This is a genomic window from Telluria sp. RT2P19 (assembly GCF_059685725.1).
The window spans coordinates 277,972-295,081 of the sequence record NZ_JCASIL010000001.1 but is presented as its reverse complement, the minus strand read 5'-3'; the positions used below and the strand labels follow the sequence as shown (position 1 = coordinate 295,081).

Below are 17,110 nucleotides of genomic sequence, written 5' to 3'. Positions count from 1 at the left end.
GCGCAGTATGACGCACCGCACCAAAATAGTCACACATTGTTGCAAGACCGCAACCCAGTGTGAAATGCTTGACTGATCAATATCGATTGTGGTCTGGATACTCATCAAAAGGCACTATCGCGGTGCGCCATCCCTGCAAGATGCGGTCCGAAATGGCGCACGCAATAGACGAAACGACCATCTGCACACACGCTTACCCAGGCAGCCTACGCTTGCGGCAAGGCCTCGGCCCCTCGCGCCGGGAGAAGAGTGCGGACTCACTTTGGAGGTCGGCACACGCCGCGCAGACGTGGCGCTGCCATGAAAAAGGCGCTGTTCGCGTTAGTTATGCGAACCTTTCCCATTCGCGCCGGTCTCAGCCACTGTCGAGTTAACTCATCAGGTGGCAATGATGCAAGGCTTGGTCTTCGAAGAAGTATTTGCCGCGCTGACCTCGCTGCACCTGCATACCGACGAGGTGGCCAGGTTGCGCGCCTGGATCGCGGCGATCGTCCACCCTGGCGCGTGCCTGCACTTCGTCGCCCAGGCGGCGGCCACCCCATGCTGTCCGCATTGCCAATGTCCGCGTGTCCATCGCTGCGGTGCGGCCAGCGGCCTGCAGCGCTGGCGCTGCCTGGCTTGCCGGCGCAGCTTCAGCGCGCTGACGAACACGCCGCTGGCGCGCCTGCGCAAGAAAGCCGCCTGGCTACCGTACCTGCAATGCGTGCTCGATTCGCGCACGGTCCGCGCAGCAGCCGAGCTCGTCGGCGTGCACCGCAGCACCAGTTTCCGCTGGCGCCACCGTTTCGTGCCGGGGGCCGCGTGCAAGCGTCCCGCCCGCCTTGAAGGCATGGTCGAGGCGGACGAAACGTTTATGCTCGAATCGCAGAAGGGTTCGCGCCACCTGACGCGTCCCGCGCGGCGGCGCGGCGGCGTGGCGACGCGGCGCGGCATCAGCCGCGAGCACGAGTGCCTGCTCGTCGCACGCGACCGGGGCCGGCGGACACTGGACTTTCATACTGGTCGCGGGCCGGTCAGCGCCGTGAAGCTCATCGCCTGCCTGCGGCCGGTGCTGGCGCCGGGCGCAGTGTTGATCAGCGATTCGGCGGCCGCTTACCGGGTCTTTGCCGCCGACGCCGGTATCGCGCACGAGGCGGTCAACCTGCGCGCCGGGATCAAGGCGCGCGGCGCGATCCACCTCAATAACGTCAATGGCTGGCATGCCCGCTTCAAGACCTGGATCAAGCGTTTCAATGGCGTCGCCAGTCGCTACCTGGTGAACTATTCAGGCTGGCAGCGCTTCCTGGATGACGGCGCTTTGCGTACGCCAGCGCAATTGCTGGTCGCAATCATCCAGTGCGCAACGTGCCGTCGGAAAGAAACGAATTAACGCGCACAGCGCCATGAAAAAGGGCGGCATTCCGATCGACCGGAACGCCGCCCTTCTGTGTCAGCGCCGGCAGCTACGCGGCTGCCGGCGCACGTCTTCGATCAGGCGCGCTCGCCGACCCAGCCAGCCACGCCTGCCAGCGCCGCCGGCAGGCCCGACGGATCGGTACCGCCCGCTTGCGCCATGTCCGGACGGCCACCGCCCTTGCCGCCCACCTGCTGGGCGACGAAATTCACCAGCTCGCCGGCCTTGACTTTGCCGGTGGCATCCTTGGTCACGCCCGCGATCAGGCTGACCTTGCCGTCCGCCACGCTGGCCAGCACGATGGCGGCTGTCTGCAGCTTGTCCTTGAGCTTGTCCATCGCTTCGCGCAGGGTGGCGACGTCGGCGCCTTCCATCGTCGCCGCCAGCACCTTGATGCCGTTGACGTCGACCGCCTTGCTCAGCAGCTCGTCACCCTGCCCTGCGGCCAGCTTCGACTTGAGTGCGGCGACTTCCTTCTCCAGCACTTTCACTTGATCCTGGACCTGGGCGATGCGGGTGGTCAGCTCGTCCGGGCTGGTCTTGAGCGCGCCGGCCGCTTCGATCAGCTTGCGGTTGATCGACTGCACCAGCGTCAGCGCCCCCTCGCCCGTCACCGCTTCCACGCGGCGGATGCCGGCGGCGACGCCGCCTTCCGACACGATCTTGAACAGGCCGATGTCGCCGGTACGGGTCACGTGGACGCCGCCGCACAGCTCTTTCGAGGTGCCGATGTCGAGCACGCGCACGGTGTCGCCATATTTTTCGCCGAACAGCGCCATCGCGCCATGCTTGACGGCGTCGTCGAACGACATGTGGTGCGACTGGGTCGGGTGGTTTTCGAGGATCTCGCGGTTGACGATGGCTTCGACCTGCGCGATCTCGTCAGCGGTGAGCGCTTGCGGATGGCTGAAGTCGAAACGGGTCTTGTCCGGGTCGACCAGCGAGCCCTTTTGTTGCACGTGGCTTCCCAGCACTTCGCGCAAGGCCTTGTGCATCAGGTGGGTGGCCGAGTGGTTACGGATGGTGCGGCCGCGCTTGACGGTATCGACTTGCGCGTCGACGGTGTCGCCCAGCTTCAGGCTGCCTTCGCGCAGCACGCCGTGGTGGCCGAACACGTCGGCCTGGATCTTGAGCGTGTCTTCGACCTCGAACCGCACGCCGGCAGTGCCGATGACGCCCTGGTCGCCGACCTGGCCGCCCGATTCGGCGTAGAACGGCGTGGTGTCGAGCACCACGATGCCGGCCTGGCCGGCCTTGAGTTCCTCGACTTTCACGCCGTCGGCGTACAGCGCCAGCACGTGGGTGTTGTGGGCCAGCGCGTCGTAGCCGACGAACTTGGTCTTCTCGCCCGCATACTCGACGTTGGCGGCCATCTTGAACTTGCCGGCGGCGCGCGCGGTCTTCTTCTGCTGTTCCATGGCGGCGGCGAAGCCTGCCTCGTCGAGCGTCACGTTGCGCTCGCGGCAGATGTCGGCGGTCAGGTCGAGCGGGAAGCCGTAGGTGTCGTACAGGGTGAAGGCGGTGCCGCCATCCAGGTTGCTGGGATCCTTGGCCAATTGGGCTTCCAGGATCTTCATGCCGTTTTCAAGGGTCTCGCCGAAACGTTCTTCTTCGGCCTTCAGCACCGACGCCACGCGGTCTTTCACGTTGCGCAGTTCGGGATAGGCTTCGCCCATCTCGAGGTCGAGGTCGGCCACCAGCTTGTGGAAGAACGGCTTGGTCTGGCCCAGCTTGTGGCCATGACGCAGCGCGCGGCGGATGATGCGGCGCAGGACGTAGCCATGGCCTTCGCTGCTCGGGATGATGCCGTCGACGATCATGAACGAGGCCGAGCGGATGTGGTCGGCGATGACCTTGAGCGAGTTGTTGCCCAGGTCGTCGATGCCGGTCTCGCGCGCGGCGGCGCGGATCAGACTCTGGAACAGGTCGATCTCGTAGTTGCTGTGCACGTGCTGCAGCACGGCGGCCAGGCGCTCCATGCCCATGCCGGTGTCGATCGACGGCTTCGGCAGCGGGGTCATATTGCCCGACTCGTCGCGGTTGAACTGCATGAACACCAGGTTCCAGATCTCGATGAAGCGGTCGCCGTCTTCTTCGCTCGATCCCGGTGGACCGCCCCAGATGTCGGCGCCATGGTCATAGAAGATCTCGGTGCACGGGCCGCAGGGCCCGGTATCGGCCATCTGCCAGAAGTTGTCCGAGGCGTAGCGCGCGCCCTTGTTGTCGCCGATGCGGATGATGCGCTCTTTCGGCACGCCGATCTCGTTGGCCCAGATATCGTAGGCTTCGTCGTCCTCGAAATAGACGGTGACGGTCAGCTTGTCGGCCGGCAGGCCGTAGACCTTCGTGAGCAGTTCCCAGGCGTACTGGATCGCGTCGCGCTTGAAGTAGTCGCCGAAGCTGAAGTTGCCCAGCATTTCAAAGAAGGTGTGGTGGCGCGCGGTATAGCCGACGTTCTCCAGGTCGTTATGCTTGCCGCCGGCACGCACGCAGCGCTGGACCGAGGTCGCGCGCGAATACGGGCGGCTGTCCAGGCCCAGGAACACATCCTTGAACTGCACCATCCCGCTATTCGTCAACAGCATGGTCGGGTCATTGCCCGGCACCAGCGGGCTGGAACGCACGATGGAATGGCCTTTGGATTCAAAGAACTTCAGGAACTTTTCGCGAATGTCTGAGGATTTCATGTCTGTTGGAGGGCGCAATGGGGCAGCTTGCCATATAAAGAATCGATTATAGCCTAGCCGCCGCCGTCAATATCGGTCCCGCTGATATTGACAACCTTGCCTGCAACAGTGGATCAGCGCAGCAGGTCGAGCCCCGCCCGCGGCCCGGGCTCGACCGGCGCCAGCATGGTCGACGCGGCCTGGCGCAGGATGCGCGCACGCAGTTGCCCGCTCGCCTCGTCGCCAGGGGCATGCGAACGGGCCTGCAATGGCCCCGCGACGAGGCCCAGCCAGTGACGCAGGGCGGCCTGGGCGCCTTCGGCGTGCCGGGAAAACGGGATGATGGTGGTCGAGGGTGCCATGCTTGCTGCCGCATCAAGGAGATCGTGAATACTTAACGTCCCCTTCCCCACTGTTCTTGAGCCCGTCTGGAAAATATATTGCTGAGGCGAAAGTCCCTCAGGCGAAATCCGGCCCGATCAAGTCGATACGGTCGGTGCAAAAAGCATCGACGCCCCACTCCAGCAAGGTGCGCGCGCGGCCCGGATCGTTGACGGTGTAGCAGAACAGGCCGAAGCCGGCCGCCTTGACCGCCTGCGCGGCCTCCTGGCCCAGGTGCCGGTGATTGGTGTGGATGGCGACCGCGTCCAGCGCGCGTGCCCGCGCCTCCCAGTCATGCGCCAGGCTGGACATCAGGCAGGCGCGCGCCAGGCCGGGGGCCGCCTGGCGCGCCCCCGCCAGCGCAGCCTCGCTGAACGACGACAGCAGCGGCGTCGGCTCGCCGGCGGCCAGTTCGGCGGCAAACAGGTCGGCGGCGAGCCGCGCCACGACCGTGCCGGTGTCGCGCTCGAAGCCCGGAGCAGGCTTGATCTCGATATTCATCCAGACGCCGTGCGCCTTGCACAAGCGGGCATATTCCAGGAACAGCGGCACCGGCTCGCCGGTGAAGGCCGGGCCGAACCAGCCGCCGGCATCCATCGCCGCCAGCTCTTGCGCGTCGTGCTCGAACACGCTGCCGCTGCCCTTCACGGTGCGGCCCAGGCCGGGATCGTGCATCAGCACCGGCACGCCGTCACGCGCCAGCATGACGTCGAACTCGACCGCGCGAAAGCCGGCCTGCATCCCGCGGCGCAGGCCGGCATAGGTATTTTCGGGCGCCAGGGTGCCGCCGCCGCGGTGGGCGAGGACACGGGGGTAAGGCCACATGCGCTTCCTTTCGGGTTGATTCAGGCCGGCACGCCGAAGCGCCATGCCAGCCAGGCGAAGGCGCCCAGGTTGAGCGCCACCGTCAGCTGGAACTTGCGCTGGAACGATTGTTTGCTGGTCTTGTGGCGCAACCACTGTTGCGCCAACAGCGCCCCCGGCCAGCCGCCGACCAGGCCCAGCACGAGCAAGGTCGACTCGGGCGTGCGCCAGCTGCTCGCGCGCGCGGCCGACTTGTCGATGGCGTAGGCGACGAAGCAGGTCAGGCTCGTCGTCAGGTAGGCGGCGCCGACCAGCTGGGACAAATCCCACGCGAGGCTGGCGAACAGGTAGACGATGGAAAACAGGGCGAGCGGCAGGTAGGGCATGGTGACAGCTTAACTTTCCAGCACCGCAAATGTCCATACGGCTAGCGAACAATGCGGATTGTCGGATAGTTAAGCCTTCGGTTCGTCACCGAACAGAGCCCGGCACCGCATCGGCCTACGCTGGTCTTTTACCGGCCTCACGCAGGAGATGATATGGCTTTTGATCTAGGAAACTTATTACAGCAATACCTGGGCGGCGCGGGCTCGGGCGCCAACAATGGCAAGGCGGCCGATGACTTCGACCAGGTGGCGCAGAACGCGCCCCGCGCCAGCATCGCCCAGGGCATCGCCAGCGCCTTGCGCTCGGACCAGACGCCGCCCTTCCCCCAGATGGTCAGCCAGCTGTTCGGCCAGGGAAATCCCGACCAGCGCGCCGGCATGCTCAACAGCCTCTTGGGCGGCGCCGGCGGCGGCCTGCTCGGGTCGGTCGCGGGCGGCGCGCTGGGCAAGATCTTCGGCGGCAACGCGCCAGCGACAGTGACGCCGGAACAGGCGGCGCAAGTCTCGCCTGAGCAAGTGCAAGAACTGGCTGAGAAAGCGCAGCAACAGAATCCCGGCATCGTCGACCGTATGGGCGACTTCTATGCCGAACACCCGACGCTGATCAAGGCGGCCGGCGGCGCCGCGCTGGCGGTCGCACTCGGCTATATGGCAAACAATATCCGTAAGCAATCACCAGAAAAGGAGGGTCCCGTGGGTATCCTGAGCAATATTTTCCACAAAATTTTCCCAGGCAAGAAGGATGCGGCGCCAGCCGCGACGACGGCAGCGGCGCCGGCAGCGCCAGGCGCTGCGCCGGCCCAGCCGCAAGCCGCGCCGGCGGCGGCACCGGCCGCCGCTCCTGCCGCACCGGCTGCCGCCGCCCCGGCTGCCGCGCCCATGCAGCAAGTCGACGTCGAGCAAGTCTTGAACGAGATGCAGAAGTCGTCGGGCCAGCAGCTCAACTGGCGCACCTCGATCGTCGACCTGCTCAAGCTGCTCGGCCTGGACAGCAGCCTGCAGTCGCGCAAGGAACTGGCAGCCGAGCTGAACTACACGGGCGACACGGGCGACTCCGCCAAGATGAATATCTGGCTGCATCGCCAGGTGATGAACAAGCTGGCCGCGAACGGCGGCAAGGTGCCTGCCGACCTGCGCGACTGAGGTCGTCGGAACGCGCCGGGCCTGTCCCGGCGCGCCTTGCCGCACCAGCGCCAGCACCATCCACTCCACATTGCCCACCGCATCGACGGTGGGTTTGGCGCTGGCGGCGCAGCCGCTCATGCCTGCCGCGAGTCTGCCGCAGACGCTGCTCGCAGCCCGTGTACGGCGGCGTGGCGCCGACGAACCCGGGTGCCGGGATCATGGGCCTGACGGCTGGCGGGCGTGCGCAGACACGTCGGCATGCCAGCACTCCATGAAACAGTCTGCCTAGTCTTCGAGCGTGGTATTGGCCGGCGTGCCGCAGGCAAAACAGAACCGCGCGAACGCGTTCTTGCGCGTCGCGCACTGGCCGCAGCGCTTGAACAGGCCAATGCCGCAATGCGGACAGAAATCGCTCTTGCCATCCTTGAGGTCGATCGCGCGCTCGCAGCCCGGGCACACACCCTTCGCCAGGCGGGCCTGGACGACGTCGTAGCGCATGCCCTGGCGCCGCTCGGCGTCGGGTAGCGTCTCGGCCTGCTTCTGCCGCGTCAGGTAGCCCTGCAGCCAGACGATGGCATGGCGTCCCGCGACGACGGTCAGGATGATGCCGACGATATACCTGACATAGCCGCCATAGCTCGGCAGGTAGGGGACCAGCTCGAAGAAGAAAGTGAACAGGGCAAAGATGATGAAGCCCCAGGCGAACGGCCAGTCGGGGGTCCTGCGCTTGTGCCGGAACAGCCAGGCGGCGCCCAGCAACAGCGGCAGGGTCAGCGCCAGGCGATAGAGAAAGACGCGCAGCTCGCGCGCGTCGGCCTCGTCGGCGAAGGCCTGCTGGGCCGGCTCTTCCAGCGCGCGCCACAGCAGGCTGGCGCGTTCAAAGGCCTGGGTCGCGTCCAGCATCGTCTGCTGTTCGCCCTCCACCGCCGCCAGGGCGGCACGTTCAGCGCGCTCCAGGGCCTCCAGGCCCTGGGTACGCTTGATCAATTCCGGGTCTTGCTCGGGCCGCGCCGTCGCTTGCCGCGTCGCGAGCCAGTCGTCGAAGGTCGAGCGCGCCGAGCGCGTATTCGACTGCGCCACCGTATGCTTCTGGCCGGCCTGGTCCAGGCGCGCGCGCGCGGCGTCGATGCGCGCTTGCTGCGCCGCCATCTCGGTGCGCAGCTTGGCCACCTGCGCCGGGTTCATGAACTGCTCGACCGGCAGCGGTTCTTCGACGCTGCGCAGGTTCTGCACGATCAAGCCGCCGAGTCCGATCAGGAAGCCGGCGAAGATCAGGGCGACGAGCCACAGCGCGCGCTGCATCCACTGTTCGGTCAGGCGCAAGCCTTTGTTCATGCGGCACTCCTCGGCGATGGACAAGCCCGCAGCTTGCCATCGTCGGGAGCCCCCGGCTACTGGTTTTATCAGAGACCCGGATTGCGCTACTGCAAGTATCGCGCAGCAATACCGTACCCCGTCCCCTCAGAAGTAGGACAGGCCCAGCGCCTTCTTGACTTCATCGGTCGTCGCCGCCGCCACTTCCCGCGCCTTCAGCGTGCCTTCCTGCAGCATCTTCATGACCTGGGCCGGGTCCTTGGCGAACTCTTCACGGCGGGCGCGGATCGGCGCCAGCAGCTCTTGCAGGATGCCCTCCAGGCGCTTCTTCACGATGCTGTCGCCCAGGCCACCGCGCTGGTAGTGCGCCTTCATTTCGGCCAGGCCTTCCTTGTCGGTATCGAAGGCGTCGAGGTAGGTGAACGCGACGTTGCCCTCGATATGGCCCGGATCCGACACCTTCAGGTGCAGCGGGTCGGTGTAGACGTTCCTGACCGCGGCGCGGATCTCGTCGGCGCTGGCGCCCAGGTTGATGGTATTGCCGAGCGACTTGCTCATCTTGGCCTTGCCGTCGATGCCCGGCAGGCGGCCCACTTCCGGCACGAAGGCCCTGGCCTCCACCAGCACGTCGCGGCCGACGATGCGGTTGAAGCGGCGCACGATCTCGTTGCACTGCTCGATCATCGGGATCTGGTCCTCGCCCACCGGCACCACGCCGGCCTTGAAGGCGGTGATGTCGGCGGCCTGGCTGGCCGGATAGGTCAGGAAGCCGGCCGGGATGTCGCGCTCGAAGCCGCGCAGGACGATTTCGGCCTTCACGGTCGGATTGCGCTCGAGACGTGCGACGGTCACCAGGTTCAGGTAATAGAAGGTCAGTTCGGTCAATTCCGGAATCTGCGACTGGATGAAGACGGTGGTCTTGGTCGGGTCGATCCCTACGGCAAGGTAATCGAGCGCCACTTCCACCACGTTCCGGTGTACCTTACCCAGGTCATCCATATTGTCGGTCAGCGCCTGCGAGTCCGCGAGCATGACGAATTGACGGTATTCGTGCTGGTAGCGCACGCGGTCGCGCAGGCTGCCCACGAAGTGGCCGAGATGCAGCGGGCCGGTCGGACGATCGCCAGTCAGGATGATCTGGTTTGCAGGAGAAGTGTTTTGTGGCTGGGTCATCGAGGTTCCTTGGTAGATGCCTCGATCGTCCAGCGTCAAAGAAAGAACGCCACCCGAATCGAGGCGGCGTTAGCTGAAATGCACATCATTTCCGGGGCCGCGCGCTAGGAGCGGCGCCACCAGGCAAGAATTGGATGTGCTTTCGGAAAGTTCATGGACCGCATGGTTGCAGGTTGACGGCGCGCTGTCAACCGCTACCCGCTCCATGACTCGGCAGGCAGGGATCTCCCATCACAGTGCGATAGTCGGTAGCGACTGCCTGTCGAGACTTTGTTGTCATAAAATTAAGGAAAAGAACAATCATGAACAAGAGCACGAACAGCCCAGCACACCCCCTCGAACTCTGGGGCGGCCTCGAATGTACGGTCAACCGCGTGCAGGACACGTATTTCAGCCAGCTGGACCGCAACGGCCACAGCGGCCGCGCCTGCGACATCGGGCGCTTCGCCGCGCTCGGCATCCGCGCCATCCGCTACCCCATCCTGTGGGAACGCACCGCGCCCGACGGCATCGGACAAGCCGACTGGGGCTGGCCGGACGAACGCCTGGCCGCCCTGCGCGACGCCGGCGTCACCCCGATCGCCGGCCTGATCCACCACGGCAGCGGCCCGCGCCACACGAGCCTTGTCGATCCGGGTTTTGCGCAAGAACTGGCCGACTATGCCGGCGCGGTCGCCGCGCGCTATCCCTGGCTCGAGTTCTACACCCCGGTCAACGAGATCTGCACCACCGCGCGCTTCGCCGGCCTGTACGGCGTCTGGTATCCGCACGGCCGCGACGACCGCACCTTCATCGACGCCCTGCTCAACCAGTGCCGCGCCACCGTGCTGTCGATGCGCGCCATCCGCGCCGTCAACCCGAACGCCAAGCTGGTGCAGACCGACGACCTCGGCAAGACCTACAGCACCCCCGAACTGGGCCATGTGGCCGAGTTCTACAACGAGCGCCGCTGGCTCGGCTGGGATCTGCTGTGCGGCATGGTCGGCCCCGGGCACAAGCTGTGGAACTACCTCCTGAAAACCGGCGTCAAGGTCGAGGACATCCTGTGGTTCCGCGAGAACCCTTGCCCGCCCGACCTCATCGGCGTCAATTATTACGTCACCAGCGAGCGCTGGCTCGACCACCGTCCTGACCGCTATCCGCCGCACCATCGCGGCGTGGCCGACGGCATTCCCTGCGCCGACATCGAAGCCTCGCGCGTGCTGGCCACGCCGACGCCGGGGATCGCGCCGCTGCTGTCCGAGATCTGGGAGCGCTACGGCATCCCGCTGGCGATCACCGAAGCCCATATCGACGCCAACCGCGAAGACCAGATGCGCTGGCTGCTGGAGATCTGGGAAGCGGCCCAGCAAGCGCGCGACAACGGCGTCGACGTGCGCGCGGTCACGGTCTGGGCCCTGCTCGGCTCCTTCGACTGGAACAGCCTGGTCACGCTCGACCGCGGCTATTACGAGCCGGGCCCGCTCGACGTGCGCTCGCCGCTGCCGCGCCCGACCGCGCTGGCGCAAATGATGCGCGAATTATCCAGCGGCGCGCCGCTGTCGCACCCGGTATTGCGCGCGCAGGGCTGGTGGCGCCGGCCGGGCCGCTTCCTGTGCCAGCAGCCGGTGGCCACGCCCGACGCCCTGACCTCGATCGCGGCCGACGGCCACCGCCTGGTGGGCACCGACGCGGCGCCGATCCTGATCCTGGGCGCGACCGGCACTCTGGGCCAGGCGTTTGCCCGCATCTGCGACAAACGCAACCTGGCCTACCGTCTGCTGTCGCGCCAGGACATGGACATCGCCGACGCCGACTCGGTCGAGCGCGCACTGGCGCGGCACAAGCCGTGGGCGGTGGTCAATACCTGCGGCTATGTGCGGGTGGACGATGCCGAGCACGAGATGGAGCGCTGCCAGCGCGAGAACACCCACGGCGCGGCCATCCTGGCCGCCGCCTGCGCGCGCCACGGCGTTCACCTGACCACCTTCTCGAGCGACCTGGTATTCGACGGCCGCAACGAGCGCCCCTATGTCGAATCCGACGCGCCCAATCCGCTGAATGTCTACGGCCGCAGCAAGCTCGAGGCCGAGCGCGCGGTGCTGGACTATCATCCGGGCGCGCTGGTGGTGCGCACCAGCGCCTTCTTCGGACCGTGGGACCAGCACAACTTCGTGACCCATGCCCTCGATGCGCTGGAGCGTGGCGACCCGTTCGTGGCCGCCAGCGACCTGACCATTTCGCCGACCTACGTCCCCGACCTGGTGCACGCCTGCCTGGATCTGGCGGTCGACCGCGAGGCCGGCATCTGGCACCTGGCCAACCAGGGCGAGCTGAGCTGGGCCGACCTGGCGCGCCGCGCGGCCGGGCTGGCCGGCGTCGACGCATCGACGCTGGAGGCGAAACCGGCCGCCGAATTCGGCTTCACCGCGGCGCGCCCGGCGTATTCGACGCTGCACAGCGAGCGCGGCGCGCTGCTGCCGGCACTGGACGATGCGCTGCGGCGTTATGTCGAGCTGCGCAATGCTGAGAAAGCAGAGCGTTGCGCGCTGCAGGCGGAGGCTGAAGGGCGGCAGACGGTGGCAAGAGGCGATAGCCAGCTTGAGGCCGATGCGGTTGCGACAGCGCACTCAGGAACCTGATTCCTGCATCACAGATGGCGCCGCCGGTGCCATCTGTGGGCCGCAACAGGCATTTCTCACCACGGTCCGGGTCCCGTTTACGCTCGACAACCCATGGGCTTGACCCGCCGTCAGTGTCCCGTTCGCCAACCTGCCAGACTGGCTGCTCCTTTCCTTGGCTTGCAATGGCAACTGCGAACGTCAGGCTCCCATCGGGCGCAGGTCCGAACATGGGATCGAGAACGAGCCCACGTGCTTGAATGCCTTGCAATTTCGGGATGAGTGCCCATCCAGCGCTCAGTTGCTCCTGCATCTCGACGCAACTCTTGCGTATGTCGGTGCGGTCTATCCTGAGACCCTCAGCCACTATAATCGGCGCTTCCTGATCGCACACACGAAGAACGAGACATGACGCCCCCCAGCTCCCTCACCTCTGCGCTGCCGAAAGCCCTCGGCCACATCCGCGTGCTCGACCTGTCACGCGTGCTGGCCGGCCCCTGGTGCTCGCAGAACCTGGCCGACCTCGGCGCTGACGTGATCAAGATCGAACGCCCCGGCGCCGGCGACGACACCCGCGCCTGGGGTCCGCCGTATGCCAGGGATGCGCAGGGCAAGGACACGCTGGAAGCGGCGTACTACCTGTCGGCCAATCGCGGCAAGCGCTCGCTCACGGTGGATATCGCCAGCAACGAGGGCCAGGCACTGCTGCGCGAGCTGGTCATTCACTGCGACGTCGTGCTCGAGAACTTCAAGGTCGGCCACCTCAAGCGCTACGGCCTCGATTACGACTCGCTCAGGGCGATCAAGCCCGACCTGGTCTACTGCTCGATTACCGGCTTTGGCCAGGACGGTCCGTACGCCCACCGTGCCGGCTACGACTTCCTGATCCAGGGCATGGGCGGCCTGATGTCGGTGACTGGCGAGCGCGACGACCTGCCGGGCGGCGGGCCGCAAAAGGCGGGCGTCGCGCTGACCGATCTCATGACCGGCATGTATGCGACGGTCGCCGTGCTGGCCGCCCTCACCCACCGCGACCGCACCGGTGAAGGACAGCACATCGACATGGCCCTGCTCGACACCCAGGTGGCGATGCTGGCCAATGTCGGCAGCAATTATCTCAACAGCGGCAAGCCCCCCCGGCGCTGGGGCAATGCGCACGCCAACATCGTGCCGTACCAGACTTTCGCCTGCGCCGACGGCCACATCATCGTCGCCACCGGCAACGACGGCCAATACCAGAAGTTCGTCGAGGCCGGCGGCCAGCCGCAACTGGGCAGCGATCCGCGCTTTGCCACCAATCCGCTGCGCGTGCAGAACCGCGAGCTGCTGGTGCCGCTGCTGGCGGACATGGTCAGGCAGAAATCGCGCGACGAATGGATCGCCCTGCTGGAAGAAAAAGGCGTGCCCTGCGGGCCGATCAACGACGTCGGCGAGGTGTTCGCCAACGAGCAGGTCGTGGCGCGCGCCATGGCGATCGACTTGCCGCATCCGAGCGCCGGCCGCGTGACACTGGTGCGCAATCCGATCCGGATGTCGGCCACGCCGGCGACGAGCGCGATGGCCCCGCCCCTGCTGGGCCAGCACACGAGCGAAGTATTACGTGAAGTGCTGGGCAGGAGCGAGGATGAGATCGCGGCCTTGCGCGACCGGGGTATCGTCTAAGGAGTTAGTGCAGCTGGTGCTTCAGGTTCGACAGCTCGTCGTGCACCCGCACGATGACCGACTGGACTTGGGGTGAAGGTTTGGTCGAGGTGCAGACGCGCTTGGCCTCGTCGCCCATCGCTTCCAGATCGTCGATGCACTGGATCATGTCCGACTGGTCATTCGACTGCATCACGCTCTGCGCGCGGTCCGTCTCGTGCGCGATTTTCTGGATGCAGTCACGGATTTCTTCCGGGATGCTCTGGTCGTTGCGGCAGACTTCTTCGGCCTGGTTCACGACTTGCTGGACATGGCTGAAGCGTTGCTGGATTTCGGCGGTTTGCAGCATGATTTCCTCCTGAAGATGATGTGGAAAAACCACTGGAGCCCTCCAGCTTAGGACGGATTAGTGGTTTATCAAGCAGCTTCGTACTTGGCCGACGGGGCAATGCCGGTGCATTCCGTTCGGCATTCCAACCGTCTTGCCTTTTCTTCCGACGCATACATGCCGATCTCAGCCCGCTGAAAATATTTTTTCCGCAAGCTGCATCCATTCATGCACCTGGCGCGTAGTACAAGCGCCAACATTGCAGCCGCCCCGGCCGCGATGCGCCTGAACGAATTCAAACAAGCAATTCAGACCAAAGGACACATCATGACCAAGCCACGATTCACCAAGCTCGTCCTCGTTTCCTCGATCGCCCTGGCCCTGGCCGCCTGCGGCAGCAGCAATGACGACGATGACGCGACGCCGCCGACCACCACCCCACCGCCGCCGCCAGCGGCCACTGTCGGCGACGTGGTCGCCCTGACCGCGAGCAACCGCCTGGTCTCGTTCGACCGCGCCACGCCGGGCACCATCCGCACCAATGTCCTCGTGACCGGCCTGCAGAGCGGCGAGAACCTGGTCGGCATCGACGTGCGTCCGGTCGACGGCATGCTGTACGGCGTCGGCTCGACCGGCCGCCTGTACACGCTGGACGCCGCCACCGGCGCCGCCACCAACAAATCGCGCCTCGCCGCCGATGCCGCCGACACGACCGAACCGTTCACCGCACTGGCCGGCGCCAGCTTCGGCGTCGACTTCAACCCGGTGGCCGACCGCCTGCGCATCGTCAGCAATACCGGCCAGAGCCTGCGCATCAACGTCGATACCGGCGCCACCACCACCGACGGCAGCATCAACGGCGGCGCGGCCAATACCGCGATCTCGGCCTCGGCCTACACCAACTCGTTCGCCGGCACCGGCGCGACCACGCTGTACGGCATCGACAGCGCCAACTCGACGCTGTACACCCAGAACCCGCCCAACAACGGCACCCTGGCCATGCCGGTCCCGCTGGGCGTCACCATCGGCGCCACGAACGGCTTCGACATCGATGCGCGCACCAATATGGGGTATATGGTCGCCACCGTCGGCGGCGCGCGCAACCTGTATGGCGTGAACCTGGCCGCCGCCAGCGCCCCGGCCACCCTGCTCGGCGCGCTTGGCGTCACCGAGGACATCCGCGGCATCGCGCTGCGCGGCGCCGCGGCGCCGGTGGTGCTGGGACTGTCGGACAATAACCGCCTGATGGGCTTCAAGGTCGGCTCGCCGAACACGGTCGACACCAACGTCACCATCACCGGCCTGGCCGGCGGCGAAACGCTGGTCGGCATCGACGTGCGGCCGAAGGACGGCATGCTGTACGGCTTGAGCTCGACCGGTCGCCTGGTCACGATCGATCCGGCCACCGGCGCGGCCACCATCAAGGCCACGCTCGGCGCCGACGCCGCCGACACCACCATGCCGTACACGGCCATGCAGGGCACGGCGTTCGCGGTCGACTTCAACCCGGTCGCGGACCGCCTGCGCGTGATCAGCGACAGCGGCCAGAACCTGCGCATCAACGTCGATACCGGCGCCACCACCACCGACGGCAATCTCAACCGCGCCGGCGTGGCCCCGAGCGTGACCGCCGCGGCCTATACCAACAGCGTCCCGAACGCGGCGTCGACCCAGCTGTTCGACGTCGACGGCGCAAGCTCGGTGCTGGCACTGCAAAATCCGCCGAACGACGGCACGCTGGTGAATGTGGGCCCGCTGGGCGTGACGGTCGCGGGCGATGGCGGCATGGATATCGGCGGCGGCGCGAACGGCCTGGTGCTGGCGGCGCTGCGCACCACGGCCGGCGGCCCGAGCTCGCTGTACCGGGTCGATCCGGCGACCGGTGCGGCAACCCTCGTCAATGGCGCGGCGACGCCGGCGACTTCGGTGATCGGCAGCGGCACGCCGGGCGTGCGCGATATCGCGATCTGGCTGCGCTGATAGGGATCCGAAGGCGGCATGCGGGCCGCCTTCGGCAATTCCTATATCCTGACCGCGCGCCCGATGTAGAGAATGGGCCCGGTCGGACGGCCGATCGGTGAACCGGCGGCCGGTTCCAGTGTGATTTCAAACAGCTGGTTCGGCACCACCTTCGGCAGGTTGGCCAGCTTGACGTCGACCGCCTGGCCCGGCTTGACCAGGCCCAGCGAGACCGGACCTTTCCAGTCGTCGGCCTTGGTCCACAATTGCAGCGCGCGGTCATCCGGCACCTCGGTCCTGACCAGCGGTTCGAGGCGCAGCGTCTCGTCATCCACCAGCTCCAGCACCCAGCCCGGCCCCGCGTTCTGCGGCGCGGCCAGCACCACCATATAGCGCGGCTGCGCGACCTCTTGCAGGCGCACGCCGACCACCACCGCCATGATCGCGGCGGCCGCGAAGCCGCCGGCGGCCAGGCCGCGCCACAGGCCCAGGCGTTGCCACCAGCCGAAACCGGCGGCGCGTGCGGGGGCCGAAACCGGGCCCAGGCTGCGTTCGATGCGCGGCCATAGGGCGTTCGACGGCGCCACCGGCTCGACCAGCGAGGTCAATGGCAGCAGCCGCTCCTCCCAATCGGCGACGGCCGCGCGCAGCGTGGCGTCGTTCGGCAGCGCGGCATCGACTTCACGGCGCCGTTCGGGAGGCAAGGTGCCCAGCACGTATTCGCCGGCCAATTCATGGGGATCGTGGACCGGGTTCATACCATGCACTCCCGCAGCGCGCTCATGCCGCGCTTGATCCAGGCCTTGACGGTCCCCAGCGGGGAGTGCAGGCGCTCGGCGATCTCGCTGTGCGAGAAGCCATCGACATACGCATGCAGGATGCTGTTGCGCTTGGCGACATCGAGCCGGTTCAGGCAGTCGTGCAGGCGGCCCATGTCCTGGCGCAGTTCGAAGGCGTCCTGCATGCCGGGATCGTAGGACTGGCCGCCGAGGGCGTCGAAGGCCTCTTCGTCGACGTTGACTTCGCGCGCGCCGTCGCGCACCGCGTCCAGCGCCGCATGGCGCACCACTGTGTACATCCAGCCGCGGCCCGTACCGCGCATGGCGTCGAAGCTGGCGGCGCGGGTCCAGATGCTCATGAAGGCGTCGTGCAGCACGTCCTCGGCCGCCTGGCGCTCGCGCACGATGCGCAGCGCCACGCCCAGCAGGCGCGGGCTCTCCCGGTCATACAGGCGGCGCAGGGCCTGGCGGTCGCCCCGCGCGCAGGCGGCGAGGTGCGCTTCGTAATCGAAGTGGTCGGGTGCAGTGGTCACGGTGGGCGGTTCAATGGTTGATCGTCCG

14 protein-coding genes are annotated in these 17,110 nt (G+C 66.5%); 5 read left to right on the top strand and 9 right to left on the bottom strand.

The features are described 5' to 3' along the window. Positions 1–391 precede the first annotated feature (391 nt). Complete coding sequence (locus tag AC56KW_RS01210) at positions 392–1,369, top strand: IS1595 family transposase (protein WP_497169070.1); 978 nt, start codon at positions 392–394, stop codon at positions 1,367–1,369. A gap of 101 nt (positions 1,370–1,470) precedes the next feature. On the opposite strand, the gene alaS is transcribed toward AC56KW_RS01210, so the two are convergent. The 4 genes from alaS to AC56KW_RS01190 form a co-directional block, all read right to left on the bottom strand. Further along, positions 1,471–4,080 carry an alanine--tRNA ligase gene (gene alaS, locus AC56KW_RS01205; RefSeq protein ID WP_497168908.1) on the bottom strand — a complete coding sequence of 870 codons (2,610 nt, stop codon included), beginning with the start codon at positions 4,078–4,080 and terminating at the stop codon, positions 1,471–1,473. 113 nt (positions 4,081–4,193) lie between these two features. Next, positions 4,194–4,421, bottom strand: coding sequence for a hypothetical protein (locus tag AC56KW_RS01200; RefSeq protein WP_497168907.1), 228 nt, complete (start codon positions 4,419–4,421; stop codon positions 4,194–4,196). Between the two features lie 97 nt (positions 4,422–4,518). Beyond that, a complete protein-coding gene (gene ugpQ / locus AC56KW_RS01195) occupies positions 4,519–5,265 on the bottom strand; it encodes a glycerophosphodiester phosphodiesterase (RefSeq protein WP_497168906.1) in 747 nt (248 codons plus the stop codon). A 20-nt stretch (positions 5,266–5,285) separates the two neighbouring features. Continuing rightward, positions 5,286–5,630, bottom strand: coding sequence for a DUF1294 domain-containing protein (locus AC56KW_RS01190; RefSeq protein WP_497168905.1), 345 nt, complete (start codon positions 5,628–5,630; stop codon positions 5,286–5,288). Between the two features lie 693 nt (positions 5,631–6,323). Here AC56KW_RS01190 and AC56KW_RS01185 point away from each other — a divergent pair. After that, positions 6,324–6,773: a DUF3597 domain-containing protein gene (locus tag AC56KW_RS01185; protein ID WP_497169069.1), complete on the top strand. Its 450-nt coding sequence runs from the start codon at positions 6,324–6,326 to the stop codon at positions 6,771–6,773. A gap of 267 nt (positions 6,774–7,040) precedes the next feature. Here AC56KW_RS01185 and AC56KW_RS01180 read toward each other — a convergent pair whose 3' ends face one another. Continuing rightward, positions 7,041–8,090: a serine endopeptidase gene (locus AC56KW_RS01180; RefSeq protein ID WP_497168904.1), complete on the bottom strand. Its 1,050-nt coding sequence runs from the start codon at positions 8,088–8,090 to the stop codon at positions 7,041–7,043. A 126-nt stretch (positions 8,091–8,216) separates the two neighbouring features. Next, positions 8,217–9,242: a tryptophan--tRNA ligase gene (trpS, locus tag AC56KW_RS01175; RefSeq protein ID WP_497168903.1), complete on the bottom strand. Its 1,026-nt coding sequence runs from the start codon at positions 9,240–9,242 to the stop codon at positions 8,217–8,219. A 302-nt stretch (positions 9,243–9,544) separates the two neighbouring features. Between trpS and AC56KW_RS01170 the strand changes: the two genes are divergently transcribed. Beyond that, complete coding sequence (locus AC56KW_RS01170) at positions 9,545–11,863, top strand: family 1 glycosylhydrolase (protein ID WP_497168902.1); 2,319 nt, start codon at positions 9,545–9,547, stop codon at positions 11,861–11,863. Positions 11,864–12,250: 387 nt separating this feature from the next. After that, a complete protein-coding gene (locus tag AC56KW_RS01165) occupies positions 12,251–13,504 on the top strand; it encodes a CaiB/BaiF CoA transferase family protein (RefSeq protein WP_497168901.1) in 1,254 nt (417 codons plus the stop codon). 4 nt (positions 13,505–13,508) lie between these two features. Here AC56KW_RS01165 and AC56KW_RS01160 read toward each other — a convergent pair whose 3' ends face one another. After that, positions 13,509–13,832, bottom strand: coding sequence for a hypothetical protein (locus AC56KW_RS01160; RefSeq protein ID WP_497168900.1), 324 nt, complete (start codon positions 13,830–13,832; stop codon positions 13,509–13,511). Positions 13,833–14,138: 306 nt separating this feature from the next. Between AC56KW_RS01160 and AC56KW_RS01155 the strand changes: the two genes are divergently transcribed. Continuing rightward, on the top strand, positions 14,139–15,791 hold the full coding sequence (locus tag AC56KW_RS01155) for a DUF4394 domain-containing protein (protein ID WP_497168899.1): 1,653 nt from the start codon (positions 14,139–14,141) through the stop codon (positions 15,789–15,791). Between the two features lie 41 nt (positions 15,792–15,832). On the opposite strand, the gene AC56KW_RS01150 is transcribed toward AC56KW_RS01155, so the two are convergent. Both AC56KW_RS01150 and AC56KW_RS01145 read right to left on the bottom strand, forming a co-directional pair. After that, entirely contained in the window at positions 15,833–16,528 is a 696-nt protein-coding gene (locus tag AC56KW_RS01150) for an anti-sigma factor (protein ID WP_497168898.1), read from the bottom strand. Next, positions 16,525–17,082 (bottom strand): sigma-70 family RNA polymerase sigma factor, encoded by a 558-nt coding sequence (locus tag AC56KW_RS01145; RefSeq protein WP_497168897.1) that lies wholly within the window; start codon positions 17,080–17,082, stop codon positions 16,525–16,527. The genes AC56KW_RS01150 and AC56KW_RS01145 overlap by 4 nt, the downstream gene beginning before the upstream one ends. Positions 17,083–17,110 lie beyond the last annotated feature (28 nt).